The 15,427-nt window shown below is 56.6% G+C and carries 16 protein-coding genes; 10 read left to right on the top strand and 6 right to left on the bottom strand.

The window, feature by feature from the left end:
• Positions 1-66: 66 nt before the first annotated feature.
• From ABJI08_RS02900 to purC, 3 genes are all read right to left on the bottom strand, one after another.
• Positions 67-2,658 (bottom strand): CHAT domain-containing protein, encoded by a 2,592-nt coding sequence (locus ABJI08_RS02900; protein WP_348400316.1) that lies wholly within the window; start codon positions 2,656-2,658, stop codon positions 67-69.
• Positions 2,659-2,737: 79 nt separating this feature from the next.
• A complete protein-coding gene (gene purS, locus ABJI08_RS02905; protein ID WP_348400317.1) occupies positions 2,738-2,968 on the bottom strand; it encodes a phosphoribosylformylglycinamidine synthase subunit PurS in 231 nt (76 codons plus the stop codon).
• A gap of 93 nt (positions 2,969-3,061) precedes the next feature.
• The gene (gene purC / locus ABJI08_RS02910; RefSeq protein ID WP_348400318.1) at positions 3,062-3,817 is read right to left on the bottom strand and encodes a phosphoribosylaminoimidazolesuccinocarboxamide synthase; all 756 of its coding nucleotides are present in this window, start codon (positions 3,815-3,817) and stop codon (positions 3,062-3,064) included.
• A gap of 154 nt (positions 3,818-3,971) precedes the next feature.
• Between purC and ABJI08_RS02915 the strand changes: the two genes are divergently transcribed.
• Both ABJI08_RS02915 and bmt read left to right on the top strand, forming a co-directional pair.
• Positions 3,972-4,286, top strand: coding sequence for a DUF1476 domain-containing protein (locus ABJI08_RS02915; protein ID WP_348400319.1), 315 nt, complete (start codon positions 3,972-3,974; stop codon positions 4,284-4,286).
• A gap of 245 nt (positions 4,287-4,531) precedes the next feature.
• Positions 4,532-5,548: a betaine--homocysteine S-methyltransferase gene (gene bmt / locus ABJI08_RS02920; protein WP_348400320.1), complete on the top strand. Its 1,017-nt coding sequence runs from the start codon at positions 4,532-4,534 to the stop codon at positions 5,546-5,548.
• Between the two features lie 102 nt (positions 5,549-5,650).
• Here the strand turns inward: bmt and ABJI08_RS02925 are convergent, their stop codons facing one another.
• Positions 5,651-6,751, bottom strand: coding sequence for a PA0069 family radical SAM protein (locus ABJI08_RS02925; RefSeq protein WP_348400321.1), 1,101 nt, complete (start codon positions 6,749-6,751; stop codon positions 5,651-5,653).
• Positions 6,752-6,959: 208 nt separating this feature from the next.
• Between ABJI08_RS02925 and ABJI08_RS02930 the strand changes: the two genes are divergently transcribed.
• From ABJI08_RS02930 to ABJI08_RS02940, 3 genes are read left to right on the top strand one after another with little or no spacing between them, the layout of a single operon-like run.
• A complete protein-coding gene (locus ABJI08_RS02930; RefSeq protein WP_348400322.1) occupies positions 6,960-7,661 on the top strand; it encodes a B12-binding domain-containing protein in 702 nt (233 codons plus the stop codon).
• Entirely contained in the window at positions 7,658-8,200 is a 543-nt protein-coding gene (locus tag ABJI08_RS02935) for a GNAT family N-acetyltransferase (RefSeq protein ID WP_348400323.1), read from the top strand. The genes ABJI08_RS02930 and ABJI08_RS02935 overlap by 4 nt, the downstream gene beginning before the upstream one ends.
• Entirely contained in the window at positions 8,197-8,829 is a 633-nt protein-coding gene (locus ABJI08_RS02940) for a DUF1638 domain-containing protein (protein WP_348400324.1), read from the top strand. The genes ABJI08_RS02935 and ABJI08_RS02940 overlap by 4 nt, the downstream gene beginning before the upstream one ends.
• Before the next feature lie 13 nt (positions 8,830-8,842).
• Here ABJI08_RS02940 and ABJI08_RS02945 read toward each other — a convergent pair whose 3' ends face one another.
• Positions 8,843-9,235, bottom strand: a complete 393-nt coding sequence (locus ABJI08_RS02945; protein ID WP_348400325.1) for a hypothetical protein — start codon at positions 9,233-9,235, stop codon at positions 8,843-8,845.
• Positions 9,236-9,268: 33 nt separating this feature from the next.
• On the bottom strand, positions 9,269-9,898 hold the full coding sequence (locus ABJI08_RS02950) for an XRE family transcriptional regulator (protein WP_348400326.1): 630 nt from the start codon (positions 9,896-9,898) through the stop codon (positions 9,269-9,271).
• Positions 9,899-9,964: 66 nt separating this feature from the next.
• Here ABJI08_RS02950 and ABJI08_RS02955 point away from each other — a divergent pair, with 66 nt between their 5' ends.
• The 5 genes from ABJI08_RS02955 (at position 9,965) to ABJI08_RS02975 (ending at position 15,419) form a co-directional block, all read left to right on the top strand.
• Positions 9,965-11,485, top strand: a complete 1,521-nt coding sequence (locus tag ABJI08_RS02955) for a class I adenylate-forming enzyme family protein (protein ID WP_348400327.1) — start codon at positions 9,965-9,967, stop codon at positions 11,483-11,485.
• On the top strand, positions 11,482-12,123 hold the full coding sequence (locus ABJI08_RS02960) for a DsbA family oxidoreductase (protein ID WP_348400328.1): 642 nt from the start codon (positions 11,482-11,484) through the stop codon (positions 12,121-12,123). The genes ABJI08_RS02955 and ABJI08_RS02960 overlap by 4 nt, the downstream gene beginning before the upstream one ends.
• Positions 12,120-12,482 carry a potassium channel family protein gene (locus ABJI08_RS02965; RefSeq protein WP_348400329.1) on the top strand — a complete coding sequence of 121 codons (363 nt, stop codon included), beginning with the start codon at positions 12,120-12,122 and terminating at the stop codon, positions 12,480-12,482. The genes ABJI08_RS02960 and ABJI08_RS02965 overlap by 4 nt, the downstream gene beginning before the upstream one ends.
• Positions 12,479-13,687, top strand: a complete 1,209-nt coding sequence (locus ABJI08_RS02970; protein ID WP_348400330.1) for a multidrug effflux MFS transporter — start codon at positions 12,479-12,481, stop codon at positions 13,685-13,687. The genes ABJI08_RS02965 and ABJI08_RS02970 overlap by 4 nt, the downstream gene beginning before the upstream one ends.
• 64 nt (positions 13,688-13,751) lie before the next feature.
• Positions 13,752-15,419, top strand: coding sequence for a hypothetical protein (locus ABJI08_RS02975; protein ID WP_348400331.1), 1,668 nt, complete (start codon positions 13,752-13,754; stop codon positions 15,417-15,419).
• Positions 15,420-15,427 lie beyond the last annotated feature (8 nt).

Consider the following 15,427-nt stretch of genomic DNA (forward strand, 5'->3'; position numbering starts at 1 on the left):
GATGAGCGGCTTGGTTGCGCATCCCCTAGCCCATCTGACGCCCGCGTTCCAGCCCCCAAACAGCGCTCAGAGCCAATTGCCCATCAACACAAAGGCAGACCAGAAATAAGGATGCGCAAACCCGGCTTCGCCCTGATCGTCATCCATCGATTCAGCCGCGCGGGTGGCGCCAGCGCCCTGCCCGTCGCCCTGCAGCATCGCAACCTGCGCGCGGCGCAACGCTTCGGCCTTGTCCAGCCCCTCGATTATCATGCCGTGATAGAAATCCTGCATCAGTATCGGCGTCGCCGCATCCGCAACAGGCCAAAGCGACGCCATCACCGCACTGGCGCCGTTCAGCTGCGCCGTTGCGCCAAACCCGTCAATTTCCGACCCATCTCCACCACGCGCAGTCTGACAGGCCGACAATGTCAAAAGATCGACGCCCTGAAACCGAAACGCACGTTTCTGACGAATGGCGCTCAGGCTCAAGTGCGTGCCGTCGCCGAGCAACAAAAAAGAATCGTCTTCCTGCCCGGGGCGCAGCGCAAAGTGGCTGGCAATGTGCAGGATGCCAGGTTTGCGCATCAGCACCTTGCGCAGGCTGCGGGTATCAAACCCTTCGTCCAACACCGCATCCCCCAGCAAAACACCCTGTCCGTCCTGCGCGGCAAATATCGTCTCGATCTCGTGCGCCACACCGGGCAAAGGTGAAAATCCCGGATGGGCCCGCGTGACTCCAAACCCGGCGGCCTTTTCTGCCACCCGCGCGCCGCGCGCAAATTGGGTTGGAACGGCTGTTGAATACAGTGAAAATGCAAAGCTCTCGACCAGATATCCCTGACCATCATGCAGCGCCGCAAAGGGTATATACCGCAGGAATCCTTCGAGGTTCAGCATCACAACCTCGGTTCCGGCCTCCTCCAACGCATCCCGCACCGGTTCGAATACTGCGTCATACAGCGCCTGAAGCTGCGCTTCTGCGTCCGGGCTGCGCGCTTCTTCGATCAGCTGCAATGCATCCAGCACCTGCCGCCCCAGCTCCCCTTTGGGAATAGGCGTCTCCTCATGCAATGTCACACCCGGCAGCGTCAAAAACAAATGCACGGCCTCGTCCAATGCCGCCACTTGCAGGATCGCCGTAGGCCGCTCTAACCCGGCCAAAACATCCTGATAGGCGCCAACAGCGTCAAATTGCGCGGCCATACCGGCGCGTTCCGCCTGATTCGCGACCTGCACCAGAAAATCCTCTACCGCCGCATCAAATTCGTCCGTCGCAACCTGCAATGCGTCTTCCAAAAGGAACAGCTGATCCTCTTCGGCCTCTGTCGCAGTGCCCGCATCCAGCTTAACGTACAGTGCGCGCAATTCCTGCTCCGCTTTGATTGGAATTTGCGCAAGCACCGCCAGCTTGGATTCCACGCTCAACTCATCATCGGTCAGGATGGCCCGGGTGCCCGTCAAATCTGCGCCACCATCGCGACGCAGGAACTCAAAAACCTCTTCCTCTTTTTCCATATTCAGCACGGCCTGCGCCTCGCTGATGCGACCCTCTTCAATCAGCAAATCCGCCAAAGACTGGTAAAGCCGTCGCCACTCGGCGCGCAATTCTTCGGTGCCGCTGTCGCTGATTGACGCGTTGATCGCACGCAATTCCTGCTGCGCATTAACCGCCATTTTGCCGAAAAAGATCGCCCGTTCGCGATTGCCCTTAGCCGCAAATGCGCGCGACAACATTTCAAACAACCAGCGCTGATCGCTCAGCGACTGGGTTCGGTTTGCGGCAATATAGGGCATCGCAGACATGCCCCATTGGATGGCTTCATCATACCGCCCGGTTTCGGAAATCACGATGCCGATGTTCATGCGGGCTTTTCCGGTCGAATCCGCCAGCGGGCCATCGATCTTTTCCATTACGGGCAAAGCCCGCTTGATCCAAGCCTCGGAAGATTCAAATTCCTTTAAACGCCAATAACTTACACCGATGTTATTGGCCACATAGGCTGCTGAAATCTCGGCGCGTACGCCTTCGCTTTTCTCAAAGAACTCCAATGCGTCGTCATAAACGCCAATGGCCTCGCGAAACCGTTTCATACCGTCCAGACCGACGCCCTCGTTCAGCAACGCGTTGGCGATCGCAAATTCCATCTCGGGAATGATGCCAATATTGGCCCGGTAAATGCGGCGCGCCTGATCCAGATATGGCAGGCTGTCGCGATGGCGCTCCAACCCTTGCAGGGCGATCGCCATATCCTCATAACACACCGCCAGCTGCACTTCGTATTCCGGCAAGGTCAGGTTGGGCAACAGAATGCGCACGCACCGGCTGAGCCAGTTCAGCGACTCGACATATTCCGAGACATTCTGCAAAGCCTGCCCAATCTGGCGCGCAGCATAGGCTGCATAAATCTGTTCATCCGCGTTGCCCTGTCGCCAACCTTCATAAGCAATCTCCAGATACGGGATCACCGCCTGAAGCGTTGCTTCGCTTTGGCGTGGGCCGCCAAATACCGGGAGAACAAAGTTATAGGCGGCGTATGGATCGCCCGCATCTGCGGCTTCGCGCTGGCTGAAATCGGCCAGCGCCAAAGGGTCGTCCTGCGCACGCAAAGGCCCCGCCGCGACCCAAAGAGCCACAGTCAAAACCAATATTACCGTCACTATGGTGCGTTGGATCATACGAGACCCCAGCCCCTTTGATTACTCTCAAAGGCTAGGCAGTCTCGGACAGCGTTGCAACGAAAAGATCGCGCGGGCGTTAGCCCAGCTCGACGCGGTAGCTTTCGATCACCGTGTTGGCCAACAGCTTTTCGCACATGTCAGTGACGGTATCTTCGGTGGTGCCTTCGGCCAGATCCAGCTCGATAACCTTGCCCTGACGCACACCTTCAACACCGTCAAACCCAAGGCTGCCAAGCGCATGGCGCACTGCCTCGCCCTGTGGGTCCAGAACGCCGTTTTTTAACATCACGTACACACGTACTTTCATCGTCTTCATCTCCGATCTGAAGAAGAAACATGCTCGTGTTTCTTCACATCATCATTCTTTTGCGCCAACACACCCTTTTAGGGCGGGGCTGTATCAGTTCACCAAAGTTGGTTTTGGACCGGTTCCCTTGGGCATCACACCCAATCGGCGCGCCACTTCGGCATAGGCATCTGTCAGATTGCCCAGATCGCGGCGGAACACATCTTTGTCGAGCTTCTGACCCGTCTCAATATCCCACAAACGGCAACTGTCCGGGCTGATCTCATCGGCCACAACCAAACGCTGGAAATCGCCCTCATAGATCCGGCCAATCTCAATTTTGAAATCGATCAGCTTGATCCCGGCGCCAAACATCACGCCCGACATGAAGTCATTCACCCGCAGCGCAAGACCCAGAATGTCGTCCATGTCCTGCTGGCTGGCCCAGCCAAACGCGGCAATATGCTCTTCGGAAACCAACGGATCACCCAGCGAGTCGTCCTTGTAGCAATATTCCACAATCGGGCGCGGCAACTGTGTGCCTTCTTCGATGCCCAGACGTTTGCTCATGGTGCCAGCAGCAAAATTGCGCACGATCACTTCCAGCGGGATAATCTCGCAGGACCGCACCAGTTGTTCGCGCATGTTCAGCCGTTTCAGAAAGTGAGTCGGCACGCCAATCTGGTTCAAACCGGTCATGAAATATTCGCTCAGGCGATTATTCAACGCACCTTTGCCGTCAATCACATCTTTCTTTTCAGCGTTAAAAGCGGTCGCGTCATCTTTAAAATACTGCACGATGGTGCCCGGTTCCGGCCCTTCAAACAGGATTTTGGCCTTGCCTTCATAGATTTTTTTGCCGCGTGCCATGGCTGAACTTCCTTTTTTGCCGGGTTGAGTCCCGGTGTCAGGCGCTCTCTTACTGGATGGGCGCCATTGTCGCAAGCACACCTGCCCCCCTTGCAGCATGCGTCATCAAAGGGCATATCTTAAGGGACTTCCATGTTTCCAGAGGACTCTTCTGATGACCACCTTTGACGATCGCGAAAGCGCTTTTGAGAACAAATTCGCGCATGACGAAGAAATGCGCTTTAAAGCAGACGCACGCTGCAACAAGATGCTGGGCCTTTGGGCCGCAGAACATTTAGGCAAGTCCGGCGACGATGCCGAGGCCTATGCCAAAACAGTTGTGGTTGCCGATTTCGAAGAAGCAGGCCATGAAGATGTGATCCGCAAAGTTGTTGCTGATCTCGAAGGAAAAATAACTGCTGACGATATTCGCGCCAAACGCGCCGAATTACTGCAACAGGCCCAGGCACAGATCGTCAACGAAGCCTGACATCTGACCACAGACTGAAATTCAAAAAACGCGCGGGTTACGGCCTGCGCGTTTTTTTGCGTCCTGTTCAGCCTGGATGCGCGTCTCGGGCCGGGTGCATTTCCGGTATCGTGCCGTCACTATCAAAATACCCAATAAACATCTTCGCATGTGGCTCATAATCTTCGTGCAAAGAATGCGATTGCCACCAGTCGGTACGCATGCCAAACCGCGCACATATTGATCTGTCCTTTAGGAGACCCGGAATGACAAATGCCCTGACCAAATTGCTGGAAACACGCGACTGGCTCATGGCAGATGGGGCCACTGGCACCAACCTGTTCAATATGGGTCTCAGCGCGGGCGACGCGCCGGAAATGTGGAATATCGAGCACCCGGACCGGATCAAGAAACTATACAGCTACGCCGTCGACAACGGGTCGGACATTTTCCTGACCAACTCTTTTGGTGGCAACAGCTCGCGATTAAAGCTGCATGACGCCGGTCACCGCGCCCGTGAAATTTCGCGCATTTCTGCGGAGCTTGGCCGCGAAGTGGCCGATGCCGCCAACCGGCCCGTCATTGTTGCAGGCTCCGTTGGCCCAACCGGCGACATCATGCAACCAGTCGGCTCGCTCAGCCATGCCGACGCTGTGTCGATCTTTCACGAACAGGCCGAAGGCCTCAAGGAAGGCGGCGCAGATGTGCTGTGGCTTGAGACAATTTCTGCCCCAGAAGAATACCGCGCCGCTGCCGAAGCCTTTGGGCTGGCGGACATGCCCTGGTGTGGCACCATGAGCTTTGACACGGCCGGACGCACCATGATGGGCGTCACCTCGTCTGACATGGTTCAGCTGATCCAGGACCTGCCCCACCCACCGCTGGGATTTGGCGCCAATTGCGGTACTGGTGCGGCGGACTTGCTGCGCACTGTGCTGGGCTTTTCGGCACAGGGCACCGAAACGCCAATTATTGCCAAGGGCAACGCGGGCATCCCGAAATATCACGACGGCCACATTCACTATGATGGCACCCCCGAACTGATGGCCGATTACGCGGTCATGGCGCGCGATTGCGGCGCCACCATCATTGGCGGTTGCTGCGGCACAATGCCAGAGCATCTCGCATCTATGCGTGACGCATTGGAAAATCGCCCACGCGGCCCGCGCCCGTCTTTGGAGCAGATCACCGAAACACTCGGTGCGTTTTCATCTGCTGGCGATGGCACCGGAGATGATGTCGCGCCCGTGCGCCAGCGTCGTCGTGCGCGCCGTCAAAGCTGACCACGGCAACACCGCTCAGCACATTGATTATTGCAAAGCCGCCCCCGAAAATGGGCGGCTTTCTTTTGTTATCCGCCTGAATCAGCAACCATGCCTTTGCATTTATTCAAATAGCGCCAGTTGATCCCCCTGCGCCAAAGGCGGGCGAAACAAATCACATCGTTGCGCAGGCAGATCGCCCTCAAGACCAAAACGTTTCATCGCCTTTTCCACGCGCAACGCGATCATCTGAGCGTAATTACCTTCACCTCTCATGCGCCGCCCCCAGCGCGCGTCATAATCCTGACCACCATGCATCTCGCGTACCCGCGCCATGATCCGCCCTGCACGGTCCGGGAAATGCGTATCCAGCCATTCCCGAAACAGCTCCGACACTTCCAAAGGCAACCGCAGCATGATCCAACTGGCCGCTTTGGCGCCCATTTCGGCGCCCGATTGCAGGATGTTTTCAACCTCGTGATCTGTCAAAGCCGGGATCACCGGCGCCATCATCAGACGCACCGGAATGCCTGCTTCGGTCAACCGGCGGATGGTCTGTAATCGACGCGCAGGCATCGGCACGCGTGGCTCCATCAACCGGGACACTTTCGGATCCAGCGTCGTGACTGATATCCCCACATGCACAAGCCCCCTAGCTGCCATTTGCGACAGAATATCGATGTCACGTTCGATCAGCGTGCCCTTGGTCACAATACCCACCGGGTGCTGAAAATCGCGCAACACGATCAACAGACGCCGCATGATCTCATGTGTTTTCTCAAGCGGCTGATATGGGTCTGTGTTTGTGCCAATAGCCAAAGGCGCCGCGCGATAGGATCTTTTGCGCAACTCGCGCTTTAGAACTTCAGGCGCGTTCGGGCGCGCTACCAGCCGGGTTTCGAAATCCAAACCCGCAGAGTATCCCAAATAGGCATGTGTCGGGCGCGCAAAACAATAGATGCAGCCATGTTCACAGCCACGATACGGATTGATCGACCGGTCAAAAAGCACATCAGGTGATATATTCCGCGTAATCACACTGCGCGGCTCTTCCAATTCGACATTTGTGCGAAACAACGGTCGCTCTTCTTCGATCTCCCATCCGTCATGCGTGTCTTCACGCTGAGGCTCATAACGGGATGCTCGGTTGCTAACCGCACCCCGCCCGCGCCGCCGCCCCGGATCAATTCCATCCGCTGTATTTTTGTCTGTATCCTGTCGCATGGCTCAAAAATAGAACAAATCAGGAACAAATGCAACGAACCCAATAATCCACATGAATAACTTTCACGCGCCGCCCTCATTTTCCGTCTTACAAGTCGGAACCGACGTCGGCTATGTCGTTATTCAGACAGTCTGATTTCGCCAAAAAGACAAAGTGAGGTCAGACATACAAAAACAGGCGCGCGCGCCGGCAAGCAAGGAATCGGCCATGTCGGAAGAAGAAGACGATATCATCCTGTCTGAACTTGATGACGAAGAACTTGTCCAACAGATGTTCGACGACCTTTATGATGGTCTCAAAGAAGAGATCGAAGAGGCCGTCAATATTCTGCTTGAACGCAAATGGGTGCCTTACGACATTCTGACCAAAGCGCTGGTCGGCGGCATGACCATTGTCGGCAATGATTTCCGCGATGGTATCTTGTTTGTGCCCGAAGTGCTTCTGGCCGCCAACGCCATGAAAGGCGGCATGTTCATCCTTAAGCCCCTGCTGGCCGAAACCGGCGCACCGCGCGTCGGCAAGATGGTGATTGGCACGGTCAAAGGCGACATCCACGACATCGGCAAAAACCTTGTGTCGATGATGATGGAAGGTGCTGGTTTCGAAGTGGTCGATCTGGGCATCAACAACCCGGTCGAAAGCTATCTGGAAGCGCTGGAAACAGAAGAGCCTGACATTCTGGGCATGTCCGCGCTGTTGACCACAACCATGCCGTATATGAAAGTTGTGATCGATACGATGATCGAACAAGGCATTCGCGACGACTATATCGTTTTGGTCGGTGGTGCGCCCCTGAACGAAGAGTTTGGCAAAGCAATTGGCGCAGACGCCTATTGCCGGGACGCCGCCGTAGCTGTGGAAACTGCCAAGGAATTTGTGTCACGCAAACACAATCAACTGGCAGGATGAGCTGGGGCGGATGTGATCCGCAGCCTGTTTTAAAAGGCCGCAGCCTGTTGCTGCGGCCTTTGTTGCCTGATGACCGCGCCCCATTATTCGCCGCCGCGTCTGATCCTGACATCTGGCAACAGCACCCGGCACATGACCGCCATGACCAAACGGTTTTTGATCGCTATTTTGAGTTTCTTCTCTCCCGCAAGGCGGCACTGGCGGTTCTGGACCGGACCAAAAACGCTGTTATCGGCACGTCCAGCTTTTATCTGACCCCGGAAACCCCGCCCTGCGCATCCATCGGATTCACTTTTTTGACACGCGCCTATTGGGGGGGTGACACCAATCGAGAGCTTAAGGATCTGATGTTCGCGCATCTGTTCCAGAGCTTTGACACCGTCTGGTTGCATGTCGACCCTGCGAACATACGTTCCCGCAAAGCGACGGAAAAACGCGGTGCGACCTATGTCGATGACCGCACCCTTGATCTGGGGGCCGGCCCCGCGCCTTTCAGCACGTACAGGCTTAGGCACGCAGACTGGAGTCTGACCCAATGATCCCAAGCGACACCGATTTGACCAAAACCGGACTTCAGGCCACAGGACATGGCCGTATCCTGCTTTTGGCCTGTGGCGCCCTGGCGCGTGAAATCATTGATCTGAAGGCGGCCAATGGCTGGGATCACATGGATCTGACCTGCCTGCCCGCCATTCTGCACATTCACCCCGAGAAAATTCCGGCTGCCGTCGCAGAAGCGGTCGACAAACACCGCGCCGCCTATACCGACATTTTTGTCGTATACGCAGACTGTGGCACCGGGGGGCTTTTGCAAAAAACCTGCGATGATCTGGGCGTGTCGATGATCGAAGGGCCGCATTGCTACTCCTTCTTTGAAGGTAATGACCGCTTTGCCGAGATCAGCGAAACCGAGTTCACCGCCTTTTACCTCACAGACTTTCTGGTGCGCCAGTTTGATGCCTTTGTCTGGAAACCCATGGGATTGGACCGCCACCCCGAACTGGCCGACATGTATTTCGGCAATTACGAAAAACTGGTCTATCAGGCGCAAACGGATGATCCCGCGCTGACTGAAAAAGCCAAAGCCTGCGCCAAACGGCTGGGTCTGGCCTTTGAACGCCGGTTCACTGGTTATGGTGATCTGAAGTCAGAACTGGCAGGCCTCTAGAACCACCAATCAATCAGACGATCTCGTCGCCATATGGCAGATCATCCAGCGAGACGTTCACAAAATCCGGTTCTGGTGTTTGGGCAAATCGCACCGCATCAATCGTGCGGTGCCTGGCCAGCAACGCTTTGACCAGCCGGTGCATGCCATCCATCAATCGCCCTTCAGCACACAGGATAATTGGATGGCTCAGGTCAGTGGCGTTGACCAGCGCAATATGCGCGGCAATGGCGCGTGGTGACGGCACCTCGGATGACGCCTGATACCACCAGTTTTCATCCAGTTCTGCAATCGCGGACAAAGCCACCGGCTGCGTCGGCAATGTCTGTGCCAGCCGCGCCAGTCGATGCACGTCCCAAACATGCGTGTCCGCGCCAACCAGTCTGGAATGATATTGTTTTCTCATGGGATCATCGCTGCTTGATGCCGCAATACGCGCCTACGCATTGACCAGCGACGTCACCCACAAAATTGTCGCGTCTTCGTCGCTGAGTGACACCACGTTGTGCCCCATCGCCCCGTCATAATAGGCACTGTCACCGCGCCGCATTTCGATGGGTTCGTAGAATTCTGTGTAAAGCTGGATCACCCCGGTCAGCACAAACAAAAACTCTTCGCCATCATGGCGCACCCAGCCTTCGAATTCTTCGACATTACGCGCCCGGATGCGCGCGCGATACGGCAACATCGACTTTTTGCGCAGTCCTTCGGCCAGCAACTCATGCTCATACGTTGCCGTGGCGTGGTTCACGCCTTCGCCCGATTTGACCACGGCCAATCGCCCCATGACCTGATCTTTCTTGGGTGGCGTGAACAGCTGCGGCACTGAAATTTCCAATCCGACAGCCAGCTTTTTGAGCGCGTCATAAGTTGGCGACATCTGCCCGTTTTCAATCTTGGACAACGTCGAACGGGCCAGTCCGGCCTGTTTCGCAGCCTGTTCCAGCGTCCACTTGCGCGCACGGCGCAGCTCTCGCACACGCACGCCAAGATCAAGCGGTTCGACATGCACCGACCCACCTTTTTCACGTGCAAGGCGGATCAATGATTTTGGGTCCTGTCCGGTCATATCTGCGCTTCTAACGCAGGCGTCCCGCCACTTGCAACCATCCCGCAGCCCGCATAGCTAGTGGGTATGCTGTCACTCTTTGATCAGGGGCCCTCTGCGGCCTGCCCGACCCCCTTTAACATGGCCGCCCATGTGCTGTCTCAGGCCGACGCGCAGCCAGACAAAACCGCACTGTCAGTGCTGTCGCCAACGCACAGCACAAGCTGGAGCTATGAGCAGATCAAATCGGCGGTTCTTGGCACCGGGACGGGCTTGCTGCGTTCCGGGCTGAAACCGGGTGACATTGTGCTGATGCGTCTGGGCAATACGGTTGAATTCCCAATTGCCTATCTGGCGGCCATCGCTGTCGGTCTGATCCCGGTGCCGACATCATCGCAGCTGACCGAAGGCGAAACCGCCAAGATGGTTGCTGAACTGTCCCCCGGTGCCATCTTGCGCGATCCGGCTATTGCTTGTCCGAACACCCCAGACATTCCCAAAATTTTGCTGGATGATCTGGAAGACATGCGCACTCTGCCACCGGCAAGGTTTGACATGGGATCACCGGACCGCATGGCCTATATCATTTACACATCGGGCACATCCGGTGTGCCACGCGCCGTGTGTCACGCGCACCGGGCGATCTGGGCACGTCAGATGATGCACAATGGTTGGTATGGGCTCACCAAGGATGACCGGCTGTTGCATGCCGGGGCTTTCAACTGGACCTATACACTTGGCACCGGGTTGATGGACCCATGGTCTGTGGGCGCAACGTCCCTGATCCCAGCCCATGGCGTCGACCTGAAAACCCTCCCCGCTTTGCTCAAAACCCATCAGGCATCGATATTTGCCGCAGCACCGGGCGTTTACCGCAAATTCCTCTCGGATCATCCTGACCTGCACCTGCCCGATCTGCGCCACGGCCTGACCGCTGGCGAAAAACTGTCCGAGACCATCCGCGAAGACTGGTTCACCGCCACCGGCACGCCAATTTTTGAAGCTTACGGCATGTCCGAATGCTCAACCTTTATATCCGCCAGCCCAACCAGCCCCGCGCATCCCGGTACGTTGGGTAAACCACAGGTCGGGCGGCGTATCGCAATTGTTGACGAAAACGGTCCGGTTTCATTGGGAAAACAGGGCACCATTGCGATTGATCAAAACGACCCCGGTCTGATGCTGGGCTATCTGAATGCTGAAGAAGACACCCAATCCCGGTTTCAGGACACGTGGTTCCTGACCGGTGATCAGGGCGTGATGGATGGCGATTTTTACATCACCTATGCCGGGCGCGCTGATGACATGATGAACGCAGGCGGCTACCGGGTTTCGCCGCTTGAGGTCGAGGCCGCCCTGTCCCGGTTTCCCGGCATCACAACCGTTGGCGTCACGGATATCGAGATCAAACGCGACGTCCGCATCATTGCCGCGTTCTATACCGCGTCCTCTGAACTGGACGAAACCGCGCTGAAAGCGTATGCCGAACAAAACCTGGCCCGATACAAACAGCCAAAACTCTTTCAAAGGCTCGACGCCCTGCCAACAAATCCCAATGGCAAGCTCAGCCGCCGCGCCCTGCGCGCCCAATTTAAGGCACCAAAATGATCAAGCTTGATATTCTCTCCGACCCAATCTGCCCATGGTGCTATATCGGGAAATCCCGTCTGGAAAAGGCGCTGGAGGCTGAACCGGACCACCCGTTTGCCATTGAATGGCATCCGTTTCAGCTTAACCCTGACATGCCTGCCGAAGGCATGGACCGGCGCACTTATCTTGAGACCAAGTTTGGCGGCAAGGAAAACGCCGTGCGGGTCTATGCAGAGATTGAACGACACGCCGTCGAAGAAGGGTTGGACATCGACTTTGCCGCGATCCAGCGCACGCCCAACACAATCGATGCGCATCGCCTGATCCACTGGGCCGGGATCGAGCAAAAACAAAACGCCGTCGTGGACGCCCTGTTCAAAGCCTATTTCAAAGAAGGGCGTGATATTGGCGATGCCGAAGTGTTGTGCGATCTGGCGGATGGCTGCGGTCTGGACGCGGCGGTGATTTCCAAACTTCTGGCCACGGACACTGACGCCGACGACATGCGCAAACGCGATGCACACAGCCGCGAAATGGGCGTAAATTCCGTGCCCACATTCATTGTCGCCAACCAACACGCTGTTCCCGGCGCCCAGACCACCGAGCTGTGGCGCAAAGTGATCGGAGAGCTGCGCGCACAACAGGCCGCTGAATGACAACATTTGAACGACTGATCACACTTGTATTGCTGCTCACGCCTGTGATCGTCGGCGGCACGGTGTTTTTTCACATCGTCGAAGGCTGGAGCTGGGTCGACAGTTACTTTTTTTCGGTTGTGACATTGTCCACGGTCGGATACGGCTCATTTGTGCCCGTTACTACATTGGGCAAAATCGGAACCACCATCTATATCTTCCTCGGCCTTGGCATTTTTGCGTTTGTAATTCAGCAGATCGGCCATATCGCCGCGGAAAAACGTGCCGCGCATACAGAATGGCTCATTGCCCGGCTTGGTCATCACAAGGTATCGCCCGAGCCGCATGCCGATAACAGGGACGATCCGCCAACGCCATGACTGCGAACCTGCCGATGTCGCGGGTCGAATTCATCGCCCTTTGCGCGATGATGTTCGCCACCATTGCGTTTTCTATTGACGCAATGTTGCCCGCCCTGCCCGAGATCGGACAGGAGCTCAGCCCTGACAACCTCAACCGCGCACAACTGATCCTGACCAGCTTCGTTTTGGGCATGGGACTTGGCACTTTCTTTACCGGCCCGTTGTCGGACCGCTTTGGTCGCAAGCCCATTCTGATTGGCGGCGCCGTTGTCTATTCCGCATGCGCCTTCATCGCATGGCTCAGCCAATCGCTTGAGGTTGTGTTGATTGCCCGCGTGTTACAGGGCATCGGCGCTGCCGGACCACGCATTGTCACCATAGCAATCATCCGCGACCTGTTCTCGGGGCGCGAAATGGCGCGCATCGTGTCTTTTGCCATGATGATCTTTACGCTTGTTCCGGCGATCGCCCCCGCACTTGGCACTGTCATCATCGAGTTTTCAAGCTGGCGCGGCATCTTTATCGCCTTCATTCTGTTCTCTGTAATAAGTGTGATCTGGATCAGCATCCGCCTGCCCGAACCGCTTGCCATCGAAGACCGTCGCCCGTTTTCCCTGCGCAAAATTGTGTCGGGCGCGCGTGAGATGTGGCGCATGCCAGCCGTGCGCATATCGATCCTTGTCCAATCCCTGATATTTGGCACGCTCTTTGCCGTGATCAGTTCCGTGCAGCAGATTTATGACGTCACCTATGGTCACGGCGCGGATTTCCCATTGTGGTTTGCCGGTGTCGCGCTGGTCTCGGGATCGGCCAGCCTTTTGAACGCCAAACTCGTGATGCGGCTGGGCATGCGCTATCTGATCACCGCCACGACCGGCGCACAGATAATCTTCTCCTGTGTCATGGCAACAGCAGTGATGACAATGAACCCTGACGGAGTGCAATTCTATGTTTTTGTCCTTTGGCAAACGTCTGTCTTTTTTGGCATTGGCATGACACTGGGCAACCTCAACGCGTTGGCGATGGAACCTTTGGGGCATATGGCAGGCACCGCAGCCAGCATCATGGGTGGCATCTCAACCATTCTGGGCGCAGCCATTGCCGTGCCCATCGGATTGGCGTTTGATGGCACACCTTTACCGCTGGCCGTCTCTGTCAGCGTGTGTTCTGCACTGGGCTTTTGGCTGATGCTGCGCATGCGCCAGATCGAGGCCACCGCCTGAGCCAATTTCGGCAATAGTCCCCGGTGTGATACGCTACCCCTCGCGAACAGAGGGAGACAGACCAATGACCAGCTATGATTACGACCTTGGCACTCACACCTTCAAAGTCACCACATCCAGCGCTGAGGCCCAACGCTGGTTCGACCTCGGTCTGAACTGGACCTACAACTACAACCACGAAGAAGCCGTTGTTTGTTTCAAAAACGCCCTGACCGAAGACCCGGATTGCGCCATGGCGCATTGGGGCGTGGCCTATGCAGCTGGCCCAAATTATAACATGCCGTGGGAGCTCTTTGACGGCCAGGGTCGCGCCGAAGCGCTGGCCACATGCTATGCAGCCACGCAACAGGCCATAAACCGCATCGACGCCGTAACCCCGCAAGAAGCCGCCCTGATCCGCGCCCTGCCCGCGCGCTACCCCGTTTGCGATGTTATCGATCCGGACCTCATGTCCGTATGGAACGATGACTTTGCCAACATCATGCGCGCCGCATTTGACGAATTTCCGCAAAGCCTTGAGATTTGTACGATCTTTGCGGAATCGATGATGAACCGCCACCCGTGGAACATGTGGAATCTGCCTTCCGCCGCCCCAACAGACGGCGCGGACACGGTGGAATGTCAGGCCATACTGGAACAGGCCATGACCAACGATCCCGCCGCAATGCGCCATCCGGGTCTGTTGCATCTCTATGTGCACCTGATGGAAATGTCACCCTTCCCGGAGAAAGCATTAAAAGCCGGAGACGCCCTACGTACGCTGATGCCGGATGGCGGCCACCTCATCCACATGGCCACACATATTGATGTACTGTGCGGCCATTATGAAAACGTCGTGCGTTGGAATACGGCTGGCTCAGTCGCCGACATGAAGTTCTACAATCGCGAAGGCCCGTTCAACATCTACACCGGCTATCGCATTCATAATTACCATTTCGTCATCTACGGCGCGCTGTTTCTGGGTCAGATTGCCCCTGCGCTCGCCGCCAATCAGGGCATTCTGGACACCTGCCCCGAAGACATGTTGCGCGTCCCGTCCCCGCCTATGGCCGACTATTTCGAGGCCTATTGCTCGATGTATCCCCATATCCTGATCCGCTTTGGCCGCTGGCAAGAAGCAACCCAACTGGCGCTGCCCGAAGACACGGAGCTATACTGCACCCTGACCGCATTCACCCATTACGCGCGCGCCGTGGCACATGCGGCACTTGGCAATGTGCCAGAGGCCGAAGTGGAAGCCGCGTTGTTTACGGTTGCAAGAGAACGTGTTCCTGAAAGCCGCCGATTGCACAACAATACCGTCGTGGATCTTCTGGCGGTCGCACATGACATGCTGCATGGCGAGATTGAGTACCGTAAGGAAAACTACGACGCGGCCTTTGCGCATCTGCGCCAGGCTGTGCATCTGGAAGACACTCTTGCCTATGATGAGCCCTGGGGCTGGATGCAGCCTGTACGCCACGCATTAGGCGCGCTGCTGTTTGAACAAGGGCACGTCACCGAAGCTGAAGCCGCTTATCGCGAAGATCTGGGGCTTGGCGGGCAACTGAGCCGCGCAACAGTGCATCCTGACAATGTTTGGGCATTGCGTGGTCTGCATGATTGCCTCAAGGCACGTGGCGACACCAAAGAGCTGCCATTGATCAAACAACGCTTAGAGATGGCAGAGGCCCGCGCTGACGACACCGTCAAAGCATCTTGTGCCTGTGCTCAGGCCGCAATGGCCACCTGACGACGGTC

The organism is Shimia sp., from assembly GCF_039969785.1.
Lineage (GTDB): Bacteria > Pseudomonadota > Alphaproteobacteria > Rhodobacterales > Rhodobacteraceae > Shimia.

Bases quoted from the DNA above. Each gene is read 5' to 3' on its own strand.
- purS (WP_348400317.1), bottom strand. From the start codon at position 2,968: ATGAAAGTACGTGTGTACGTGATGTTAAAAAACGGCGTTCTGGACCCA.
- ABJI08_RS02945 (WP_348400325.1), bottom strand. From the start codon at position 9,235: ATGAGAAAACAATATCATTCCAGACTGGTTGGCGCGGACACGCATGTT.
- ABJI08_RS02900 (WP_348400316.1), bottom strand. From the start codon at position 2,658: ATGATCCAACGCACCATAGTGACGGTAATATTGGTTTTGACTGTGGCT.
- ABJI08_RS02930 (WP_348400322.1), top strand. From the start codon at position 6,960: ATGTCGGAAGAAGAAGACGATATCATCCTGTCTGAACTTGATGACGAA.
- purC (WP_348400318.1), bottom strand. From the start codon at position 3,817: ATGGCACGCGGCAAAAAAATCTATGAAGGCAAGGCCAAAATCCTGTTT.
- ABJI08_RS02950 (WP_348400326.1), bottom strand. From the start codon at position 9,898: ATGACCGGACAGGACCCAAAATCATTGATCCGCCTTGCACGTGAAAAA.
- ABJI08_RS02965 (WP_348400329.1), top strand. From the start codon at position 12,120: ATGACAACATTTGAACGACTGATCACACTTGTATTGCTGCTCACGCCT.
- bmt (WP_348400320.1), top strand. From the start codon at position 4,532: ATGACAAATGCCCTGACCAAATTGCTGGAAACACGCGACTGGCTCATG.
- ABJI08_RS02915 (WP_348400319.1), top strand. From the start codon at position 3,972: ATGACCACCTTTGACGATCGCGAAAGCGCTTTTGAGAACAAATTCGCG.
- ABJI08_RS02955 (WP_348400327.1), top strand. From the start codon at position 9,965: ATGCTGTCACTCTTTGATCAGGGGCCCTCTGCGGCCTGCCCGACCCCC.
- ABJI08_RS02960 (WP_348400328.1), top strand. From the start codon at position 11,482: ATGATCAAGCTTGATATTCTCTCCGACCCAATCTGCCCATGGTGCTAT.
- ABJI08_RS02940 (WP_348400324.1), top strand. From the start codon at position 8,197: ATGATCCCAAGCGACACCGATTTGACCAAAACCGGACTTCAGGCCACA.
- ABJI08_RS02975 (WP_348400331.1), top strand. From the start codon at position 13,752: ATGACCAGCTATGATTACGACCTTGGCACTCACACCTTCAAAGTCACC.
- ABJI08_RS02970 (WP_348400330.1), top strand. From the start codon at position 12,479: ATGACTGCGAACCTGCCGATGTCGCGGGTCGAATTCATCGCCCTTTGC.
- ABJI08_RS02935 (WP_348400323.1), top strand. From the start codon at position 7,658: ATGAGCTGGGGCGGATGTGATCCGCAGCCTGTTTTAAAAGGCCGCAGC.
- ABJI08_RS02925 (WP_348400321.1), bottom strand. From the start codon at position 6,751: ATGCGACAGGATACAGACAAAAATACAGCGGATGGAATTGATCCGGGG.